The 20,348-nt window shown below is 66.2% G+C and carries 17 protein-coding genes; 10 read left to right on the top strand and 7 right to left on the bottom strand.

Annotated features, from left to right (window positions below; all coding sequences use genetic code 11):
- Window positions 1-489 carry a universal stress protein gene (locus tag F623_RS0101585; RefSeq protein WP_018861045.1) on the bottom strand — a complete coding sequence of 163 codons (489 nt, stop codon included), beginning with the start codon at window positions 487-489 and terminating at the stop codon, window positions 1-3.
- A 262-nt stretch (window positions 490-751) separates the two neighbouring features.
- Between F623_RS0101585 and F623_RS0101590 the strand changes: the two genes are divergently transcribed.
- Entirely contained in the window at window positions 752-2,257 is a 1,506-nt protein-coding gene (locus F623_RS0101590) for a SulP family inorganic anion transporter (RefSeq protein WP_018861044.1), read from the top strand.
- A 54-nt stretch (window positions 2,258-2,311) separates the two neighbouring features.
- Window positions 2,312-3,040 carry a rhomboid family intramembrane serine protease gene (locus F623_RS0101595; RefSeq protein ID WP_018861043.1) on the top strand — a complete coding sequence of 243 codons (729 nt, stop codon included), beginning with the start codon at window positions 2,312-2,314 and terminating at the stop codon, window positions 3,038-3,040.
- Between the two features lie 114 nt (window positions 3,041-3,154).
- Here the strand turns inward: F623_RS0101595 and F623_RS0101600 are convergent, their stop codons facing one another.
- The 4 genes from F623_RS0101600 to F623_RS0101615 form a co-directional block, all read right to left on the bottom strand.
- Complete coding sequence (locus F623_RS0101600) at window positions 3,155-5,173, bottom strand: TonB-dependent receptor family protein (protein WP_369771385.1); 2,019 nt, start codon at window positions 5,171-5,173, stop codon at window positions 3,155-3,157.
- Window positions 5,174-5,263: 90 nt separating this feature from the next.
- Window positions 5,264-6,676 (bottom strand): hypothetical protein, encoded by a 1,413-nt coding sequence (locus F623_RS0101605; RefSeq protein ID WP_196799754.1) that lies wholly within the window; start codon window positions 6,674-6,676, stop codon window positions 5,264-5,266.
- A gap of 199 nt (window positions 6,677-6,875) precedes the next feature.
- A complete protein-coding gene (locus F623_RS0101610; protein ID WP_026278612.1) occupies window positions 6,876-8,495 on the bottom strand; it encodes a BCCT family transporter in 1,620 nt (539 codons plus the stop codon).
- Between the two features lie 156 nt (window positions 8,496-8,651).
- Window positions 8,652-9,857: a hypothetical protein gene (locus F623_RS0101615; RefSeq protein WP_018868123.1), complete on the bottom strand. Its 1,206-nt coding sequence runs from the start codon at window positions 9,855-9,857 to the stop codon at window positions 8,652-8,654.
- 405 nt (window positions 9,858-10,262) lie between these two features.
- Between F623_RS0101615 and F623_RS0101620 the strand changes: the two genes are divergently transcribed.
- From F623_RS0101620 to asnB, 8 genes are all read left to right on the top strand, one after another.
- Window positions 10,263-10,781, top strand: a complete 519-nt coding sequence (locus F623_RS0101620; RefSeq protein WP_038040103.1) for a MarR family winged helix-turn-helix transcriptional regulator — start codon at window positions 10,263-10,265, stop codon at window positions 10,779-10,781.
- 25 nt (window positions 10,782-10,806) lie between these two features.
- On the top strand, window positions 10,807-11,205 hold the full coding sequence (locus F623_RS0101625) for a hypothetical protein (protein WP_018861037.1): 399 nt from the start codon (window positions 10,807-10,809) through the stop codon (window positions 11,203-11,205).
- A gap of 69 nt (window positions 11,206-11,274) precedes the next feature.
- On the top strand, window positions 11,275-12,516 hold the full coding sequence (locus F623_RS0101630; protein WP_018861036.1) for a Zn-dependent hydrolase: 1,242 nt from the start codon (window positions 11,275-11,277) through the stop codon (window positions 12,514-12,516).
- Between the two features lie 36 nt (window positions 12,517-12,552).
- A complete protein-coding gene (locus tag F623_RS0101635) occupies window positions 12,553-13,296 on the top strand; it encodes a cysteine hydrolase family protein (protein ID WP_017925589.1) in 744 nt (247 codons plus the stop codon).
- Window positions 13,293-14,759, top strand: coding sequence for a sodium:solute symporter family protein (locus F623_RS0101640; RefSeq protein WP_018861035.1), 1,467 nt, complete (start codon window positions 13,293-13,295; stop codon window positions 14,757-14,759). The genes F623_RS0101635 and F623_RS0101640 overlap by 4 nt, the downstream gene beginning before the upstream one ends.
- Window positions 14,756-14,878 carry a hypothetical protein gene (locus tag F623_RS13570; RefSeq protein ID WP_018861034.1) on the top strand — a complete coding sequence of 41 codons (123 nt, stop codon included), beginning with the start codon at window positions 14,756-14,758 and terminating at the stop codon, window positions 14,876-14,878. Before F623_RS0101640 ends, F623_RS13570 begins: the two co-directional genes overlap by 4 nt.
- Window positions 14,875-15,948, top strand: a complete 1,074-nt coding sequence (locus F623_RS0101650; protein WP_018861033.1) for an aspartate carbamoyltransferase — start codon at window positions 14,875-14,877, stop codon at window positions 15,946-15,948. The genes F623_RS13570 and F623_RS0101650 overlap by 4 nt, the downstream gene beginning before the upstream one ends.
- Before the next feature lie 88 nt (window positions 15,949-16,036).
- Window positions 16,037-18,055: an asparagine synthase (glutamine-hydrolyzing) gene (gene asnB, locus F623_RS0101655; protein ID WP_018861032.1), complete on the top strand. Its 2,019-nt coding sequence runs from the start codon at window positions 16,037-16,039 to the stop codon at window positions 18,053-18,055.
- Between the two features lie 30 nt (window positions 18,056-18,085).
- Here the strand turns inward: asnB and F623_RS0101660 are convergent, their stop codons facing one another.
- Window positions 18,086-18,973: a PfkB family carbohydrate kinase gene (locus tag F623_RS0101660; protein WP_019572136.1), complete on the bottom strand. Its 888-nt coding sequence runs from the start codon at window positions 18,971-18,973 to the stop codon at window positions 18,086-18,088.
- Entirely contained in the window at window positions 18,970-20,250 is a 1,281-nt protein-coding gene (locus F623_RS0101665) for a diguanylate cyclase (RefSeq protein ID WP_018868122.1), read from the bottom strand. The genes F623_RS0101660 and F623_RS0101665 overlap by 4 nt, the downstream gene beginning before the upstream one ends.
- Between the last annotated feature and the right edge of the window lie 98 nt (window positions 20,251-20,348).

Consider the following 20,348-nt stretch of genomic DNA (forward strand, 5'->3'; position numbering starts at 1 on the left):
TCAGTTGACCGCGCCCTCCGGGGGCAGCTTTTCCTTCATGGCTTCGGACAGCGGGACGTCGTGCACCACCAGTACCGGCAGGCGTGCGTTGCGCACCAGCCACTCGGTCGCGGACCCGGAGAGCATGCTGGCGATCTGGCTGCGACCGCGCGTGCCCATCACGATCATGTCCGCGCCCCATTCCTCGGCATGGCGGGAGATCTCCTCCGGTGCGCTGCCGATAGCCACGGCGACCTCGTCGTCCGCCTCGGCCCAGTCCTCGAGTTGTGCGCGGACCTTGTCTTCTGCCGAGTGACGCATGTCCTTCGCGTTCAGCGGCGAGGTACCGGCGCCACTGAAGGCGCCGGCCGCGCTGGGCCCCGCCACGTCCGAAGGCTTCATCACGTAGAGCAGGCGCTTCTTCGCCCCCGGGCAGTGCTGCCGCGCGACGGCCAGGGCCGCGGCGGAGGCAGGCGAGAAGTCGACGGCGATGATGACGCGCTGCAGCATGGAGATCCTCGGACTGGTCGTGGTCGGGCTGGTCGTGGGAAGGGCCTCGGCGAGACCCCACAGGGGACGCGCGGTTCAGCGTCGTGGTGCGAGGTGCTAGACTTCGCCCCCTTTCGGCGGTTTCAGTCTGTACTGGCATCAGACCGCTTGCAACCGCGCCTGCGAGAGGTGGAATACCGGTGAGCCTCCCCTCGCGCCTGTCCGCCCGCCTGTCCCGGCCCCGGTCGATACAGCGGCGCGCATCCGTATTGGGGATTCCCACGTGCAGCAGACCCTGACCGACTTCCTGCAACGCCAGCGCAAGATCTGGTTGTTCAATGTGCGCGCTGACCTGATCGCCGGGATCGTGGTCGCGCTGGCGCTGATCCCGGAGGCGATCGCGTTCTCCATCATCGCCGGGGTCGACCCGAGCGTGGGCCTGTATGCCTCGTTCACCATGGCGGTGGTGATCGCCTTCGCCGGCGGACGCCCCGGCATGATCTCGGCCGCGACCGGGGCCATGGCGCTACTGATGGTGACGCTGGTGGCGGAACACGGGCTGCAGTACCTGCTGGCCGCGACCATCCTGACCGGGATCATCCAGATCCTGTTCGCCTGGGCCAAGCTCGCCCGCTACATGATGTTCATCCCGCGTACGGTGCTTGTCGGGTTCGTGAATGCGCTGGCGATCCTGATCTTCATGTCGCAGGTGCCCTATCTGGTGGACGGCGACACCACCATGTGGGCGCTGGTCACCGCCGGCCTGCTGATCCTCTACGGCCTGCCGATGATCCCGGGCTACCCGAAGTTGCTGCCGCCGCCGCTGGTCGCGATCGTGGTGCTCAGCGTCCTGGTCTACTTCATGGGCCTGCCGACGCTGGAGGTCGGCGACATGGGCGAGCTGCCGGACGGCCTGCCGGTGTTCCTGTTCCCGGACATCCCGCTGAACTGGGAGACCCTGCAGATCATCTTCCCGACCGCCTTCGCGCTGGCGATCGTCGGCCTGCTGGAGTCGTTGCTGACCGCCTCCATCCTCGACGACCTGACCGACACCCCGTCGGGCAAGAACCGCGAGGCCCAGGGCCAGGGCATCGCCAACGTCGTCACCGGCTGCTTCGGCGGCATGGCGGGCTGCGCGATGATTGGCCAGTCGGTAATCAACATCAAGTCCGGGGGGCTGGGGCGGTTGTCCACGCTGTCGGCGGGGATCTTCCTGCTGATCTTCATCGTGTTCCTCGGCGATCTGGTCTCGATGATCCCGATGGCCGCGCTGGTGGCGGTGATGATCATGGTCTCCATCGCCACCTTCGACTGGGGCTCGCTAACCACCCTGCACAAGCTGCCGCGCACCGACGCCACCGTGCTGATCGTGACCGTCGGCACCACCGTGATCACCCACGACCTGTCGCTGGGCGTGTTCGCCGGTGTGCTGCTCTCCGCGATCTTCTTCGCGCGCAAGATGGTCAAGGCGGTCGAGGTCACCAGCGCATTGTCCGAAGACGGCCGGACGCGCATCTACACCGTGCGTGGCCAGCTGTTCTTCGTCGCCGTGGACAAGTTCATCGACAGCTTCGACTACCGCGAGGGCATCCACCACATCGAGATCGACCTGACCCGCGCCTCGCTGTGGGACAGCTCGGCGGTGGCCGCCATCGACAAGGTGGTCGGCAAGTTCCGCCGCAACGGCATGGAGGTCGAGGTCAGGACGCCGCGCGGCGAGAGCGGCGAACTCCACGACCGCCTCGCCCTGCATGACAAGGATGCCAGCCAAGAACCCGGCGGGCATTAGCGCCCAACTTCCGGAGAAATTGGACCGCGCGCCGGGGCATGGCAGGCTAGGCGGATGATGAACCTTCGCCGGCCGGTACCCCCGGCCGACCCCCGGGCCGAGCGCGAGCGGATTCGGCGCGCGCTGCTCTGGCCCATGCTGGGGGCCGCCATCCTGATCGTCATCCATGCCCTGCACGACCTGGTCGGCGGGGACTGGTCGCGGCTGGGCATCCTGCCGCGCGACGCGGTCGGGGCGCTGGGCATCATCACCTCGCCGCTGATCCACGGCTCCTGGGGCCACCTGCTCGCCAATGTGCCGACCCTGTGGGTGCTTGGCATGCTCACGCTCTACGGCTTCCCGCGCGCCACGCGCGTTGCAGTCCCGCTGATCTGGCTGATGGGGGGGCTGGGCGTCTGGCTGTTCGCCCGCGAGGGGCTGCACATTGGCGCCTCGGGCTTGACCCACGGGCTGATGTTCTTCGCCGTGGTGATCGGGATTCGCCGGCGCGATGCGCTGTCCATCGCGGTGGCCATCATCATCCTGTTTCTCTACGGCAGCATGCTCTGGGGCGTTTTCCCCAGCGGCCCCAAGGTCTCGTTCGAGGCGCACCTTTTCGGCGCGGTTGTCGGTGCGGTCTGCGGCTGGTTCCTCTATCGCCGTGACCCGTTCCCGGTGTATCGCCGGCATGACTGGGAGGACGACGACCCCACCGACCCCGAGACCCTGCGCAAGATCGAACAGGGGCGGCTCGACGAGATCGAGCCGAAAGAACCGCCGGAGGGGCCCGGGCGGCGTGATTAGGGCATCTGTCCTTGATGCAGTTCGCTGCGCTCAGTGCATCCTACGGTGATGGGGTCGGCGACGACGGTTCGTAGGGTGCCGTGAGCGCAGCGAACCGCACCGGCCCCGCCCCGCTTACCGCCCGAAGGTCATGCGCATGCCGGCCATCAGGGTCAGGCCCGGGGCCGGCTCGTAGTAGCGGCGGTTGCCGTCGTTGATGCGGATGTTGTCGACGTTGTCCGCATCCAGCAGGTTGTTCGCGGCCACGAAGGCCTCGACATGGGCGTTGCCGTCCTGCCAGTGGCGGCCCGCGCGCAGGTTCAGCGTGGTTTGTCCACCTACCCGTTCGTCGTTGGCGTCGTTCACGTAGCGCCCGCCCGTGTACAGCGCATCGACGGTGACAAAGTACGGGCCCTGGCGCCAGCCGGCCTCCACGAACAACTGCTCGCGCGGCAGCCCGGGCAGGCGATTGCCGTCGCGCCGCTCGCCCTGCTGGTCCACGAAATCCCGATAGCGGAAGTCGTTCAGGCTGAGCGCGCTGGACAGCGTCCACTGCTCCGTTGCGGACCAGTCGACCGCCAGCTCGAAGCCGTTGCGCGCGGTGCGCCCGGCGTTGGTGTAGAAGGTGCGCCCGTCCACGTTGGGCTCTTCGAACGGGGCGATCTCGTCGCGCACGCGGGTCGCGTAGACCGAGGCATCCCAGGCCAGGCGGCCGGTCTCGCGGCGGATTCCGACCTCGATGCTGCGCGCTCGCTGGGGGTCGAGATCGGCGTTGAATCCACCCCCGCCCTCGGGGTTCGCGAACTCGGTGAAGGTCGGCGTCTCGAAGTTGGTGGCCACGTTTACGTACGCTCGGTATTCGGGCCGGAAGTGCCAGATCAGCCCCGCCATCGCGCTGGTCTCGCGGAAGGTCCGCGCATCCGAGCGATCCGGTTCGCCCACCCGCTCGGAGAAATGGTCATCGATGGACATGCGGATACGGTCGTGGCGCGCGCCGAGCACCATGTTCCAGTCCGACCCCAGCGCGGTGTCGGTCTGCACGAACACCCCGCGCGAGCGGGCGCGTTCGCGCTGGTCCAGCGCGAGATCGTCGATCGAGGGGGTGCCGCCCGGGCAGTTCGCCTGTCCCTGGATATCGGTACAACGCCGGGTGCGGTCGTCGCGCTGTTCCTCCAGATCAATACCGGTCAGCACCCGGGTCGGGCCGATGTCCTGTTCGTACTGCGCGTTGAGCCCGTAGAAGTCGCGATCAAAGGCTACCCGCGAGTCGCCGGGAAATGGCAGTTGCTGCGCGTAGTCGCGCTGGGTCCAGAACCCGCCGAGGCGCAGCTCGCCGGGGCCGAGCGACTGCTCCCACTGCAACCCCGTCGTCAGCTGCTCGGCCTCCTGGGTGCTGTCGAGGGCCGTGGCCAGGGGCGCGGCGGCGCGCCGATTCTGGCGCATCTCCTCGCGCGTGAGCCCGCCAGGGTCGTCGGTGCGCGGGGCATCGAGGTAGCGCAGGTGGAAGTTCAGCGTACCCGCCTCCAGTTCCGAGGCGGTGTGCAGGCGCAGGTAGCGCTTCTCGGCGGTGGACTGGTCGCGGTAGCCGTCGATGGCGAAGTCGTGGGCGGTCAGGGAATAGCGATGGGTTCCGTGATCCTGCTCGGCGATGGCCTCGGCGCGGCGATAGCCATAGCTGCCCAGCATGACCCCGCCACCAAAGCCACGCGGGTCGCGGCCGTCGCGGGTGCGCGCAGAGATCACGCCACCGGAGGCATTGCCGTACAGCGCGGCGCTGGGCCCGCGCAGGACCTCGATGTCGCGCAGGTTCAACAGGTCGATCGCATCCACCTGTGACTGGCCGTCGGGCGTGGTCTCGGGGATCCCGTCCTGCAGGATACGCAGCCCGCGCACCCCGAACGGCGCCCGCGAGCCGAAACCGCGGATGGAGATGCGCGCGTCCTGCGCGAAGTTGTAGCGGTTCTGGGCGAACAGCCCCGGCACGCGGTTCAGCGACTCGTCCAGCTGCAGGCCCTGGCGTCCTTCGGTGGCCTGGCGCTCGTCCACGCGCGATACCGCCGCCGGCAGGTCCGCCAACGGTGTGGCCAGCCTGGGCGCGGTCACCGTGATCTCCACCGGGTCGAGCACCGGCACGTCGTCTTCAGCGACGGCCATCGGGACCGCCAGGCCCAGCACCGGCAACAGGGCAGCCGGGGCCCCGAGACTCCGGATTCGCCCCCCTGCTAGCCGCCCGGGCATCGCGGGTCAGTCCCGGATGATCAGCTGCTGAGCGAGAAGCTCGCCATGATCGAGGAAGGCGTCGTACAGCGCGCGGCTGCGTTCGGCCAGTGCCTCGTCGTCGCCCCAGGCACCCGGGTTGTCGAAGGCCTCGCCCGTGCGGTAGCCGTTGGCCACGGCCATCATGAAGGCCGTGACGGATTGGGTGGTTACGGTCGGGTCGGTCACCGACCCATCCTTGTAGGCCAGCCGGGTGGGCACGATGTCGGACCCAAGATGGTATTCGAGAGCGCCCTCGAGCAGGCGGTCAATCGCCGCACCCAGTTCGTCTTCCAGCTCCGGTGCGCGCTCGCTCAGTAGCTTGGCGGTCCCCTCGCGTTCGCGCAGCAGGGAAAAGCCTCCGGTGACCTGGTGGACAAACCGCCATTGCGCGGCGACGTCGACGTGGGTGGAGGCCGCGTGGGCCTCGCCGTCCTCGAACTCGATACGTGCGGGCAGGCCCCAGTCGCGGATCGGCCCGTCTTCGGCCACGATGGCGCGGGTGATAGAGGCGGTGCGATCCGCCAGCCTCTCGGCGCGCGCCTGGTCGTCCGCATCCCCGAACAGGTAGAGCGTCTCGTAGATCCCCTTGAGGCCGCGCAGCAGCGCCCCGACCTGGTCCACCGACCACTCCGCGCCCTGGTTGCGGACGAACATCCCGGCATCGTCGTCCCAGGCCGCGTCAGCGGTGTCCGCCATGGCCCGGGCGATCTCGACCATGTCCTCGCGCGAGTGGCCCAGCCAGCCCGCGAGGGTCTGGAGCTCCAGTTGCCCCATGTCGTCCTCGCCACCGGGCTTGTCCTGCCGCACCCAGGCGTAGGCCGGGGCGTGCAAGGCGTCGAGGCCGAAGGCGAGGGCGTCGAGATCCGAATCGTTGGCGGCGGCCACCTCGCCGTCCGCGTAGCGTTCGTTGACCAGGTGGTCCGTCAGCGCCGCCATCAGCGGTGCCGGGTTGTGGGTGATTTCGTCGTACAGGCCCAGGTGTTCGAAACGTCCGCCACTGTGATGCATATGGTAGAGATACGCGGCATCGGCATAGGCCGCCGGATCGGCCTCGTCGTCACTGCCGGACTGGGCGCGGATGCGCCCTTCTTCCACCAGCTTGCCGTGCACCGTATCCAGCAGGCCGAGCCAGGTCTCGCCGACCTGCTGCATCGGGTCATCGACCAGTTCGGGGCGGTATCCGTCATGCCCCAACTCACTGTCGCGCATCAGCCGCCCCTTGACCGCCAGCGCCCCGAGCACCATGAACGCATCATCGGCCGTCATCCCGTCGGCATGCACGAGCACACGGTCCTGACTATCCAGCGCGTGCGCGATCCCGAGTGGCGAGGCCTGTGCGAGCACGGGCCCCAAGAGCGAAAACGCGGCCGCCGCCGCGATTGCGGACTGCTTCATCATGGACTCCCTGGTTTTCTGTGAGCTCCGGGCCTGGCCGGCCTTTGTTATCCGGACCGGGCGCATAAACTTCGGTTCCGCTTCGATTGCATCGCACCATCGGCAGAGGGTCGGTGCGTTCGCCCACGGAAAAACGCCCCGCCGGTCATGAACCGGCGGGGCGTGGATTACGCATTGCGGCGAAATCCGTTCGAATGGAGCACTACCCGGCCGCCTCCTTCAGCCGGATCAGCTTCAGTTCGTGGAACAGCCCCATCATCAGGCTGACACACATGAACAGCAGCACGATCACGAAGGGCAGGCCGGTGCTCACCGCGCCGGCCTGCAGGGCCTGCAGCGCGGCCGCGCCACCCACCGCCAGCAGCACGCCAGCGATCACGCCCTCGACCGTGGCCCAGAACAGGCGCTGGGACTGCGGGGCATCGGTCTTGCCGCCGGAGGTGATCGAGTCGATCACCAGCGAGCCGGAGTCCGACGAGGTGATGAAGAAGACCAGCACCAGGGTGATCGCCAGCAGCGAGGTGATCGTGGTCAGCGGCAGGTGCTCCAGCAACTGGAACAGCGCCAGCGAGGAGTCGCTGATGCCGTCGGCCAGCGCGCCGACTCCGTCGCGGGCCTGATCGAGGCCGGTCCCGCCAAAGGCACTCATCCAGATCACGGTCACGGCCGTCGGCACCAGCAGCACCGCGGTCACGAACTGACGCACCGTGCGCCCGCGCGAGACCCGCGCGATGAACATGCCGACAAACGGCGACCAGGAGATCCACCAGGCCCAGAAGAAGATCGTCCACTCGTGGTAGAAGGTCTGGTCATCACGGCCCACCGGGTTGCTGAGCGGCCACATGTACTGGGCGTAGGCGCTCAACGTGATGCCGGTGTTGGAGAGGAAGGCGATAAAGCCGCCGAACAGGGCCACGAACAGCAGCAGGATGGCCGCCAGCGTCAGGTTGATGTTGCTGAGCACGCGCACCCCGCCATGGATGCCGCGCATGATCGACAACAGGGCGATGACGGTAACGCCGATGATGATCGCGACCTGGGTGTTCAGCCCGGCCTCGATGCCGAACACCGACTCCAGCCCCGATGCCGCCTGCTGCGCCCCAAGACCCAGGGAGGTGGCCAGGCCGAACAGGGTGGCGAGTACCGCCAGGGTGTCGATCACATGCCCGATCGGGCCCCAGATCCGCTCGCCGAAGATCGGGTAGAACGCGGAGCGGATGGTCAGCGGCAGGCCCTTGTTGAAGGCAAAGAACGCCAGGGCCAGGCCCACCACGGCATAGATCGCCCACGGGTGCAGGCCCCAGTGATACATCGTGGCGCCAAGGGCCGCGTGCTTGGAGGCCTCGGTGCCGCCCTCGATGCCGAGCGGCGTCCCGAACCACTCGGTGAAGTAGCCCACCGGTTCGGCCACGGCCCAGAACATCAGCCCGATGCCCATGCCGGCGGCGAACAGCATCGAGAACCAGGACAGCACCCCGAAGTCCGGCTTCGCATCCTGACCACCAATCCGGATGCTCCCGATCGGCAGCAGGATCAGGGCCAGGCAGAACAGCACGAACAGGTTGCCGGCCGACAGGAACAGCCAGTCAAAGGTTTCGCCGATCCAGGCGCGCGTGGCGCCCAGGCCCTCGTCGGCCTGTTCCGGGAACAGCAGGGACAGGATCACGAACACGAGGATCAACAGGGCGCTGACGGCGAATACCGGGTTGTGCAGATCCAGCCCCAGCGGGTTGATGTTCTGTTCGCCGATCTCGTGATCGGTCTCGTAACGGGCTTCGAGCTCCTCGATCTCCCGTTGTGGATCTTGTGCGTTGTCGCTCACGATCTCCTCCTTGGAAAACAGGTCCGGAACCGCCGACAGCCTTTGGTCCATCCGTGTACGGGCTGCGGGGGTCCGGCGTCGTGAATGTGCCTTGTTTTTGTGGCCCCGAAGCGCATGGTCTCATCCGCATGAAGCCCGCTACTTCCTGCATCTGCGTCAGAAGTAGTAGCCGAAGTTGATGTTGAAGCGGGCCTCCCAGTTGTCGTCCTCGTTAGCACCGAGACGGTCGCCGAACGGGTTGTCGCCCCGACGGTTGCCACCAACAAACTCGTTGCCGTTGGAGTATGCGAGATCGGTGTAGATGTACCAGTTGCCTCGGCCCCAGGCGGCACCCAGAACCAGAAGATCGCTGTTGTTGAAATCGCTCTCGCGCTTCACCACGGAACTGAATTCGGCATAGGGGATCACGAAGTCGAGCCATCCGATGTTTGGCGTCTCGTGGTAGTAGCTGAGCGAGATTGCCGGCACCCAGCCCTCGGTGGCCACGGTATTCGGAAAGTCGTACGCGCCCATGTCAATGCGGCGGTCTGTGACGCTGCCGTCGAGCAGCGTGTGTTCGTCCACATCCATTTTGTAATAGGTCAGCTGGCTGGCTAGTGTCCAGTTGCCCCAGCTGTTGACCATGTGGCCGGATACTGCGAAGTGGTCTCCGTCATCCTGAGGCCCGCGACTTCGCAGCTCTCCGTACTGCGCCGAGAAGCCCACCTCGTGATCGGTATCGGGGATGCTGTAAATGCCGCGGATATTCACCTGGTTACGCTCTTCGTAACCGTCTCCGGTCTCGTTTACGACGTCGTAGGAGTAGCGGGCGCTGTCTTCGGTATCACCCGAGTAGGAACCGGCATCGGAATAGAAATAGGCAAAATCCCAGGTCCAGTCGCCCATCGGCATCGTGTACTTGGCGCCGAGGTTCATGTTGTCCGACAGGCCGAGGTAATAGTGCTGGTCGAAGAACCAGCTCTGGGAGACACCCCAGGGTCCGGGACCGAAGGGCGCGCGGGTCACGCCGACTTCGAGCTGGCTCTCGTTGTCGAATTGATAGCCGACCCAGCCGGTATGCAGCATGTTGTATCCCTCGTACCAGCGATACTCGAGCTTCCCGAGCCAGGCGCCATTCTCGTAATCCAGGTTGATGCGGGCGGTATCCAGGGTGAAGTCGCCCCCTTTGCCCCATTCGCGGCGATCGCCATCGGGGTAGTCGCCCAGGATGTAGTTCGCCCGCAGGGCGCCCCCGATGGTCAGATTCCCCACCTGGATGCCGTCGTACTCGGCGGCCGCGGACTGCGGGCTAAGGGCCAAGGTTAGCGCCATGGCTCCGGACAGCCCCATACCCAGGGGCCGGCGCAACGTGTACTTGTCCATGCTGTTCTCCTCCCGAAAAGGTCCGTCAGGGAGGTCAAGCATTCTGGGGAGACGACTGACCCATTCCCGCCGCGAGAGGGTTGGTGTACAGCATATGCACTCCTCTGATGGATGGCCGCGCTTCGCGGACGTTGCCGGTTTGGTCAAACTCCTCTTGATGCCGACCTGCCTGTCCCTGTCCCCTGTAGTAGTGCGTCCCAAGATCTGACCGCGAGCGCGGTCCTTAATGATGGCATTGCCGGCAAGGAATAGATCGCCGTACCTGGCCGAATGGACCATCTCCGTGGCCCCTCCCCTAGATAGACGCATGTACACGTCTTGTCCAATGACTGAGTAGCCCAGACTTGCGCTAATAGTATTTTTGTACAAAACTATATGGCAATAGCCACACTGAGCCCGACTGTGATGTCAGCTGTTTCTGCCCAGAACGAACCTCAACGCCCCGCGACGGAAGGGAAACCGGATCTGCCGCGTTCCGTGATCCGTCAGCTGCGCGTGATCATCCGCGCCCTGCAGGGGCACTCGCGGGCCGTCGAGCGTGCCTGTGGCATCAGCGCCTCGCAGTTGTGGGCCCTGTGGGAGCTGCAGCGTACGCCCGGGCTGAATGTCAGCGATCTTTCTCGCCGGCTGTCGGTCCATGCCTCGACCACCTCGAACCTGCTGGACAAGCTGGAATACAGCGGGCTGGTCGAGCGCCGCCGCCCGGAGAAGGACCAGCGCATCGTACGGCTGTATGTCACGCCCAAGGGGGAGGAGCTCCTGTCCGATGCCCCGGCGGCCCCCCAGGGCGAGTTGAACCGCGCGTTGCACGCCCTCCCGTCCGAGCGCCTGGCGGAGCTGGATCAGGGGCTGACCCTGCTGGTCGAGGCGATGAACACCACCGAGCCTCGCGCCGGTCTGCAGCCGTTCGAGGTGAAGACCTGAGCGGCGTTGCCGCCGGGAATGCGCCATGCGCTCTCTCCTGCTCTCCAGCCTGTTGCTGCTGTTGCCGCTGGTTGCTCTGGCCGAGCCGCGATTCGACGACCCGCCCAGCGACACGCGTGATGGCGGCCTGACACTGCAATGGAACGCCGAGGGCCCAGTCGAACTCGAACAGGCAAGCGGCCCGGACTTCGATGACGCCCGCGTGATCTATCGCGGCGGGGATACCAGCAGCGTGATCAGCGGCCTCCCGGATGGCGAGTATCGCTTTCGCCTCAGGGCCGAGGGCGCGGACGACTGGGCCGACGAGGCCCGCGTCGAGGTGGCGCATCACAGCCTGACCCGGGCCTTCGGCTTCTTTGTACTGGGTGGCGTCGTCTTCCTGGTCCTGATCGTGGCCATCCTGCGCGGCCGGCCGCGCGACTGAATTCATCTGCCCCGCCCCGTCGATCCGCGTGCACTGCGACCGGGGCTGGAGGCCCTGACGGAGAACACGATGCACGAACTCAAGATCAACATGCCGCGCTTGCAACAGGACATCAGCGACCTGGCCCAGATCGGGCGCGATGCCGACCGTGGTCTGCACCGGCGTGCCTTCAGCGAGGGTGACCGTGCCGGGCGCGAGTGGTTTCGTGGCCGGCTGGAGGCCGCGGGGCTGGATGTCTGGCAAGACGGCGCCGCCAATCTGCACGGTCGCCTGGACTACGACGGCAAGCGCCCGGTGGTCGCCATGGGCTCGCATCTCGATACCGTGCCCGGTGGCGGGCCACTGGATGGTGCGCTCGGTGTGCTGATCGGGCTGGAGGTCCTGCGCACGGCCAAGGAGAACGCGGTCGAGCTGCAGTATCCGCTCGAGGTGATCGACTTTACCGACGAGGAGGGCCGGTTTGGCGGCATGTTTGGTTCCCAGGCGATTGCCGGCAAGCTGACTCCGGAAAGCATCAGCCATGCCCGTGACCTCGAGGGCATCACCCTGGTCGAGGCGATGGCGGACTGGGGACTTAACGCCGATGATGCGCTGAGTGCCCGACGCGACCCGCACACCTTGCATGCCTTCATCGAGACCCATATCGAACAGGGCCCGGTGCTGGATCGCCGCGGCCTGAGCGTGGGCGTGGTCGAGGCGATCACCGGCCTGTTCAAGTGGGAGGTGCGCCTGAAGGGGCAGCCGAACCATGCGGGCACCACGCCCATGGACATGCGCATCGATGCCTTCCAGGGGCTGGCCGAGTTCGGCGGCGAGATCAATCGACTGCTGGAGGAACACGGCAGCCCGAACTCGCGCGCGACCATCGGCCGCGTGGAGCTCTCGCCGGGGGCGGCGAACACCGTGCCGGGCATGGCGACGTTCTCCTTCGAGGTGCGCGATACCGACGAGAAAGTCCTGACCGCGCTGGCCCACGCGGCCCGCCGCACGTTGTCCAGCCTCGCGCGCCGGCGCGACCTGATGTTCGAGTTCGATGTGCTCTCCGAGATCGATCCGGTGCGCTGCGACACGGGCATCGTGCAGACCATCGAGGCGACGGCCGAACGCATGGGCCTGGAGTACCTGACCATGCCGAGCGGGGCCGCGCACGACACGCAGAGCATGAGCGCGATCACGCGTACCGGCATGATCTTCGTGCCGAGCCTGCAGGGGCGTAGCCATTCCGCGGCGGAATGGACAAACTGGGAGGACATCGAGACCGGCGCCAACCTGACGCTGCAAAGCGCCCTGGCCCTGGCCGCCCGTTCGTGAGCATTTCTCGTCACCGCGACCCAAGGACCGCTCGGCATGGCCAATAACGACAACGTCTCCCAGCTCACCGACTACGACTCCCTGGATCCGCTGCGCGAGCAGTACCAGGAGAGCCTGATCACGACCCCGGTCCTGCGTCAGGAGCTGCGCGAGCATCACGTCGCCCTGCTGTGTATCGACCTGCAGTACCTCGACGCCGCGCGCGGTCACGGCGTGTTCGCCGACTCGGTGCAGTCGGGGGTACCGCCCGAGGCGCAGGAGTACTACTTCAACCGCCTGGAGCAGACGGTGCTGCCGAACGTGCGCCGGCTGCAGGACGCGTTTCGCGAGCAGGGGCTGGAGGTCATCCACACGCGCATCCGCTCACTGACCCACGACGGCCGCGACCGCAGTCCGGGACACAAGCGCCTGGGTCTGCATGCCGCGCCCGGCTCCAAGGACGCGGAGTTCGTCGAGCAGGTGGCACCGGTGGGCGACGAGATCGTGCTGGACAAGACCGCCAGCGGGGTCTTCAACTCGACCAACCTGCACTACATCCTGCGCAACCTGAACATTTCGGCGCTGTTCATCGTCGGCGTGTACTCCAACGAGTGTGTATCCACGGCCGTGCGCGATGCCTGTGATCTGGGCTTCTATGTCACGTTGATGGACGACGCCACCGCGACGGTGACCCCGGAGATGCAGAAGGCGACGATTACCACCATCAAGGATCGCTACGCCCGCGTGATGACCACCGACGAGGCGATCCGCGAGATCAAGAAGGTGAAGGAGGCCTCGTGACCGGCCTCGACGACCCGATCCTCCCGACCTCCATCGCCTGGGGGCTGCTGATTGCGTTCAGCATCCTCTGGGTGGCGCTCGGCTGGTGGCTGGGTCGTCATAACAAGACCGCCGAGGACCACATGCTGGCCGGTCGCAACGTGGGGCTCGCGCTGGCCACCGCGACCGCGATGGCCACCTGGGTGACGGCCAACACTACGATGACTGCCCCGCAGCTGGCGCTGCAGCTGGGGGTCTGGGGCATGCTCGGGTATTCGCTGGGCGCGCTGGGCCTGGTCCTGTTCGCGCCGCTGGCGCGTCGCATCCGCGAGCTGATGCCACGCGGCTTCACCTCCGGGGACTTCATACGCCTGCGCTTCGGCACCTTCACCTGGCGCGTGTTCCTGCTGGTCTCTCTGATCTACGCCTTCGGCTGGCTGGTCTCGATGGCGATGGCCGGCGGGGTGCTGATCAATGCCCTGGCCGGGATCGACTACCGCGTGGGCATGACCGTGATCCTGGCCGTCTGCGTGATCTACACCCTGCTGGGCGGTCTGCGCGCGGTCATCGGCACGGACTTCATCCAGACCATCATCATCATCGCCGGCGCGGCGTTCATCGCCTGGCTGACCATCGACAAGGTTGGCTTCGAGGCGATCCACTTCAACCTGATGGAAGAGCGTCCGGAACTGCTGAGCCTGCTGTTCCCGGCCGCGATCATGTTCCTGTTCAACAACCTGCTGTTCGGGGTGGGCGAGATCTTCCACTCCAACGTCTGGTGGTCGCGCGCGTTCGCCTTCGGGCGCAACGTCGGCTTCCGTGCCTACCTGCTGGGCGGACTGCTGTGGTTGCCGATCCCGATCGTGGCCGGCTTCATCGCCCTCGCCACGCCGGCACTGGGCATCAATGTGCCCGCCGCGGACATGGTCGGGCCGCTGGTCGCGGCCGAGGTGCTCGGGCTGACCGGCGCGATCGTGGTTTTCATCGTGGTCTTCGCCGCGCTCGCCTCGAGTCTCGACTCGCTGCTGGCGGCCACCTCGGACCTGGTTACCCGCGACATCTACCGGGGCCACATCCGCCCGCAGGCCAGTGAACAGAATCAGTTCCGCGCGACCAAGGTGATCGTCGTGCTGCTGGGTCTGCTGACCTGGCTGGCTGCGAGCTATCGCGGCGAGCTGCCGATCATCGGCTCGCTGGCCGAGCTGCTGTACTTCACGGGTGCGTTCGTGGCCTCGGCGATCTGGCCGATTGTGGCCGGGCTGTACTGGCGGCGCGCGAACCCGCACGGCGCGGCCTGGTCGATGATACTGGGGTCGGGCATTGGGCTGGCCAGCTATTTCCTGATCGGTTTTTATGTCGCGGCACTGGTGGGCGCGGCCGTTTCCCTGGCCGTGATGGTGCTGAGTACCTGGCTGGCGCCGCGGCCGTTTGACTGGGATCGCCTGTCCCGCGACGCCACGGCCGAGGAGGTCCGGACCGCATGATCATCTCGACGACCGCCCTGTCCGTAATCGTGGTGGTGGCCACGCTGGTGGCCACACTGACCCCGATCCTGCTGCTGGCGATGTTCATTCGCGACTGGAAAAAAGGACGCCTCTGGTGAACTACACAGAAGATCCATTGCACGTGCTCCACCCGAAAGACGGCGCCGCCGGTACCGACCGGCCGAAGGCCCTAGTCGAGGCGGTGGAGGAAGACCCGGACCCGCTCCTGAAGCTGGCAGCCGCGCATGTGGTCTCCAGTCAGCAGTTCTCGCGCGACGAATTGCTGCAGCTCTTTCGCCTGGCCGCGCAGTACGAAACCACGCCGGCACTGATGCATCTGCCGCTGGCCGGCAAGATCCTGATCAGCGCGTTCTACGAGCCCTCAACCCGCACGCGGCTGTCGTTCGAGAGTGCCTGGCATCGCCTGGGCGGGGCGGTGATGTCGATCACCGACCCCAAGAGCACCGGCATCGCCAAGGGCGAGTCGCTAGCGGACATCGCCGAGATGTTCAACAACTACGGCGACGTGCTGGTGCTGCGTTCCTCGGATGGCGAGGCGGCGCACAACATGCTGGAGAACCTGCGTATCCCGTTGGTCAACGCCGGCAACGGCATCGACGAGCATCCAACCCAGGCCCTGGCCGATGTCTACACCCTGGCCAAGTGGCGACCGGAACTGTTCACCGGCTCCGTGGCCGCGGAGAACCGCATCAAGGTCGGGATCATCGGGGTGCCCTCGCGCATGCGCACCGTGCGTTCGCTGCTGCGCATGCTGAGCCTGTTCCCGGATGCGGTCGAAGAGGTAGCGATCATCTCGCGTGAGGACGAGAACTTCGATCCCGGCCAGCGCGAAGAACTGGAAGAGGCTGGCCTGAAACTTCGCGTAGTGCACGAACTGGACCCGCTGCTGCCGGAACTGGACGTCGTCTACATCAACGCGATTGCCTGGGTGGGCGATACCTTCGAATCCATGGGCGAGGGTCTGAAACTGGACCGCAATTCGCCGCTCAAGAAGGGCGCGGTCATCCTGCACCCCCTGGCCCGCGGTGACGAATTGTCCACGGATCTCGACGACACCCCGCACAACTGGTACTTCGCCCAGGCCCGCGGGGCCGTGTTCGTGCGCATGGCGCTGTTGACCACGGTGGTCCGCCGCATCAGTGCCGTCATGGACACCCCGGACGACTGATTCAGCGTAGCAATTGAACCGCGAGCGGCGTGGCGCGCCATGAACCGCGCCCCGCTCGCATCACGTAATCGAACCAAGGAGACATGCCATGTGTGGCATCGCCGGAATCTTTCACGCCGACCCCAATCGCAAGGTGGACCCGCAGACCCTGGTCAATATGGCCGCGATCCAGTATCACCGCGGGCCCGACGGCTTTGGCTATCGCACCCAGGACGATCGTGGCGTGGGTTTCTCGCACGCCCGGCTGTCGATCATCGACCTGGACGAGAACCGCGGACGCCAGCCGTTCTGCATGACCGACGGATCGATCATGACCGCAGTCAACGGCGAGCTGTACGACTACAAGCGTATCCGCACCGACCTGACCTCGCGCGGGGTGCAGTTCCGCACCAAGAGCGACTCCGAGATGGTCATGCACCTGTACCGGCGCGAGGGCCTGGAGGACGCGATCAAGCACTTCCGCGGCGAATTCGCGATCTCGCTGTATGACCGCGAGCATGATCGCCTGGTGCTGATCCGCGACCGCTTCGGCATCAAACCCCTGTACTTCACCGAGGCCAACGGCAGCTTCGTGTTCGGTTCCGAATTGAAGGTGCTGTTCGCCAACCCCGATGTTCCGCGCCAGTTCGCCGATGACGGGCTTTATCATCAGCTGATGCAGACTATGGTCCCGGGCACCACCGCCTTCGAGGGCATCCAGCAGGTGAAGCCCGGCCACATGGTCATCGTCGAGCGCGCCCACGGCAAGCTGAAGGTGCGTCAGGAGAAGTACTGGGACATGGACTTCCCGCTGGCCAGCGAGCGCCCACCAGAGGAGAACACCGACGAGAACTACTGGATCGAGGGTGTGCGCAGTCAGTTGATGGAGGCGGTCCAGCTGCGCCTGGAGGCCGACGTACCGGTGGCCTGCTACCTCTCCGGCGGGATCGACTCCTGCATCACACTGGGCCTGGCCTCGGCCAGCCAACAGTCGCCGGTCAAGGCGTTCACCATCGGCTTCGACAACGACGACTACGACGAGACCGCGATCGCCCGCGAGATGGCCGAGAGCGTCGGCGCCGATCAGGACATCCTGAAACTGGACGCCGACCACCTCTACGACAACTTCGAAGAGGCCCTGTGGCACGCCGAGCGCACCATCTACAATACCCTCGGCGTGGCCAAGCTGCTGATGAGCCGCCACGTGAACGAGGCGGGCTACAAGGTGGTGGTCACCGGCGAGGGTTCGGACGAGCTGTTCGGCGGCTACCCGGCCTTCCGCCGCGACATGTTCCTGCACGGCCTGGACACCCTGCCCGAGGCCGACCGCGCCGCCTGGCAGCAGATGCTGAACGAGTCCAACGAGCTGTTCTCCGGCGCCATGCTGGCCGAGGACGAGGTCGACGACCCCGAGTTTACGAAGATGATGGGCTTTACCCCGTCGTGCCTGCAGCCCTGGCTGGCAGCGGCCGAGCACGTCCCGGGTCTGCTGCACCCGAAACGCCGCGAACGCATGGAGGGCTACCAGCCGGGCAAGGCGATCGCCAACGCCCTGGATGACGACATGCTGGAAGGCCGTCATCCGCTGGACAAGGCCCAGTACGTCTGGATCAAGACCATGCTGGAGGGCCAGATCCTGACCTGGGGTGGTGACCGCATGGACATGGCCAACTCCATGGAGGCGCGCCCGCCGTTCCTCGACCACCACCTGGCCGAATTCTGTGCCCACCTTCCGCCGACCATGCGCATCAAGGGCCGCACCGAGAAGTATGTGCTGCGCGAATCGATGAAGGGCCTGCTGCCCAAGGTGCTCTACGAGCGCGAGAAGTTCGCGTTCATGGCCCCGCCGGCGCACACCGACCCGGTCAAGTGGGCGGCGATGAAGGCCCTGGCCGATCGCTACCTTTCGCCCGAGAAGGTGGCCGAGGCGGGTCTGCTGGACCCGGAAGGTGTGCGTCGTGTGTTCGAAATCCACGAGGACGAGAACACCCCGGCGGCCACCCAGGTCCAGCTGGATGCTGTGATCAACCACATGATCGGGGTGCAGGTGCTGCACGAGAAGTTCGTCGCCACCGACATCCCGGCGCTGGCCCGCCAGAAGGCCGACGAGTTCGGCTGGCGGCCCTGAACGGCCCTGTAGGGGCTTTGATGCCCCTCGCTACTCCCAGTTCTCCCTTGCGGCGTGGTAGAACGCCGCATCCTGGGAGGTGGCCCCCTGGAGCGTGCAGACGCGGGCGGCAAACTCCAGCGCCCGGTCCAGAATGAGCGGTGTGGCCCAGCCCTGAACAAGCCCGATGATCGCGACACTGGCAAAGGCGTCTCCGGCGCCGACTGCATCGCGGAACCCCGTAACGTCCGGGGCCGGGGCCTTCACCACATCGCCATGCGCCGGATGTACCTCGGCACCTTCGGCTCCCAGGGTCACGATTACGGCCTCGCGGACCTCCGCCTTGCGCAGGAGGTCGTGTGCACGCCGGTCAGGCGTGGAGCCGGGCATCAGTTCATCCAGCTCATCGCGGTTGAGTTTGATGACGTCCGCACCGCGCACCCATGTGTGCACATCCTCCAGCGAGTACCAGGGCGCGCGCAGATTGACGTCTACGAAACGGCGTCGAGCCCGGTTGCGCAGGTGATCGAGCAGCCCGCGGTTGCCCGCGCGCAGGGCCAGGGTGCCGTGGTACAGCAACGCGGGCGGGTCGGGCAGGGTCTCGGCCCAACTTGGGGACACATCGTCATAGGCCTGGTTCGGCACGATGTCGTAACTGGGCTCGCCCCGATCCAGGTGGATATCGACCCGCCCGGTAGGTGCGCTTGGGTGGTCATAGAGCCCGCGTTCGTCCATACCAATGGCGCGCATCGCGGAGCGGATCTGGGCGCCCGCGTCATCGCGTCCAACGCCGCCGACAAAGCAGGCCGTTGCGCCCAGTTGATGCAAGTTCCAGGCGACATTGAATGGGGCGCCACCCAGTACCTGCTGTCCGTCCGGGAAGACGTCGAACAGGGCCTCTCCAAAGACCAGCACGGGTTCCGTGGTCCTCGTCGTCATGCGTGCTCGATGCGGTCGCGACCGTTCTTCTTGGCCTTGAGCAGGGCCTGATCGGCCAGGTCGAAAATGGTCTCTGCCGGCAGACCCGGATCGATCGAAGCCATGCCGGCCGAGATCGTGACCTTGAGTCGGGTATGGCCTGCACGCACGATCAGGCGATCCACGGCCTGGCGGATCGTCTCCGCACGTTCGCGCACGTCGTCCGGCGAACCGTAAAGCACCATCACGAACTCCTCGCCCCCGTAGCGCGCGACAAAGTCGGAGCCGTGCAGTCCCTCGGCCAGGATCTCGGCCACCGCCTTGAGCACTTTGTCGCCCGCATTGTGGCCGTACTCGTCGTTGATCGCCTTGAAGCGGTCGATGTCCCAGACCACCAGGCTGGCGTGCATCCCGCCGACCAGTGCGGCCCGGAGATCCTCGAGCATGCGTTCAAATGTGGTGCGGTTGGGGAGGCCGGTGAGGCTGTCACGCGCGGCCTCCGCGCGCGCCTGTTCAAGCCGTTTGTGCAGGACCTGGATCTGCGACTCGAGTGCGCGGCCCTTGCCGCGCAGGTGCCGATTGCGCTCGAGCGCCGAGCGCAGTTCGCCCTCCTGCTGTTCGCGAAATTCCGTTACGCGGACCACGACGCGATCCAGTCCCGCGATCGCGCGTGCCCGCAGGCTCTGCAGGTCGTCGCTGGCGTTCAGGTCGCCCTTGAGGGCCTGTACATCGCCGGAGATCCCCTCGTGCAGTGCGCTTAGAGAGGTACGGGCCCGCTGACCCCGCGTCTCATCCTCCGACAGGGCCTGGTCGACTTCCTCCAGGCGGCTCCAGATCTCGCCGACCACCTCGGTCAATTCCTCCCGTTCGTGGAGTGCGGTCTGGCACTTGTCGTGCAGGACGGAGAACACGCGAGCCAGCGTGCGTTCGATTTCGATCGTGTCGCGGTGGTCGGTCGCGCGGGCGAACTCCCCCATTTCGGAATCGAGGAATTCGAAGCCATGTAGGCCGCGCTCGACCACATTCAGGATGGTATCCGCCAGGTCCGCGCGCTGATCGCTGGAGCGCATCGCGTCTGCCAGTTGGCCGCCGAGCCGGTCGAGCAAGGCGGTATCCGCAGGATCCGTCTCGATCGCGCGCGTCAGCTCATGGGCAGCGCCCTCCAGCGCGGGGACACGGGCGGCGACGACTGAAAGGGCCCGCAGGGCGACGCGGCGCAGGGCATCCTGTCGTGCCTGTTCGACATCCAGCCTCCGCTCCAGGTCGATGATGGTCCTGCGGAAGTCAGAGGCGGACATGGCGGGGTCTCGGGGTACTCGGGGAATTTGAATTGGCCCTATTTAAGCGCGGATTTGCTGTCGTTGCCAGCAAAGCCGACGGTGGCGCTTGGGATCTG

The organism is Thioalkalivibrio sp. ALD1, assembly GCF_000381245.1.
Lineage (GTDB): Bacteria > Pseudomonadota > Gammaproteobacteria > Ectothiorhodospirales > Ectothiorhodospiraceae > Thioalkalivibrio.

Excerpts from the sequence above, each read along its gene's own strand:
- F623_RS0101615 (WP_018868123.1), bottom strand. The coding sequence starts at position 9,857 with ATGGACAAGTACACGTTGCGCCGGCCCCTGGGTATGGGGCTGTCCGGA.
- F623_RS0101665 (WP_018868122.1), bottom strand. The coding sequence starts at position 20,250 with ATGTCCGCCTCTGACTTCCGCAGGACCATCATCGACCTGGAGCGGAGG.
- F623_RS0101635 (WP_017925589.1), top strand. The coding sequence starts at position 12,553 with ATGGCCAATAACGACAACGTCTCCCAGCTCACCGACTACGACTCCCTG.
- F623_RS0101620 (WP_038040103.1), top strand. The coding sequence starts at position 10,263 with ATGTCAGCTGTTTCTGCCCAGAACGAACCTCAACGCCCCGCGACGGAA.
- F623_RS0101625 (WP_018861037.1), top strand. The coding sequence starts at position 10,807 with ATGCGCTCTCTCCTGCTCTCCAGCCTGTTGCTGCTGTTGCCGCTGGTT.
- F623_RS0101600 (WP_369771385.1), bottom strand. The coding sequence starts at position 5,173 with ATGGCCGTCGCTGAAGACGACGTGCCGGTGCTCGACCCGGTGGAGATC.
- F623_RS0101595 (WP_018861043.1), top strand. The coding sequence starts at position 2,312 with ATGATGAACCTTCGCCGGCCGGTACCCCCGGCCGACCCCCGGGCCGAG.
- F623_RS0101630 (WP_018861036.1), top strand. The coding sequence starts at position 11,275 with ATGCACGAACTCAAGATCAACATGCCGCGCTTGCAACAGGACATCAGC.
- F623_RS0101660 (WP_019572136.1), bottom strand. The coding sequence starts at position 18,973 with ATGACGACGAGGACCACGGAACCCGTGCTGGTCTTTGGAGAGGCCCTG.
- asnB (WP_018861032.1), top strand. The coding sequence starts at position 16,037 with ATGTGTGGCATCGCCGGAATCTTTCACGCCGACCCCAATCGCAAGGTG.
- F623_RS13570 (WP_018861034.1), top strand. The coding sequence starts at position 14,756 with ATGATCATCTCGACGACCGCCCTGTCCGTAATCGTGGTGGTGGCCACG.
- F623_RS0101585 (WP_018861045.1), bottom strand. The coding sequence starts at position 489 with ATGCTGCAGCGCGTCATCATCGCCGTCGACTTCTCGCCTGCCTCCGCC.
- F623_RS0101605 (WP_196799754.1), bottom strand. The coding sequence starts at position 6,676 with ATGATGAAGCAGTCCGCAATCGCGGCGGCGGCCGCGTTTTCGCTCTTG.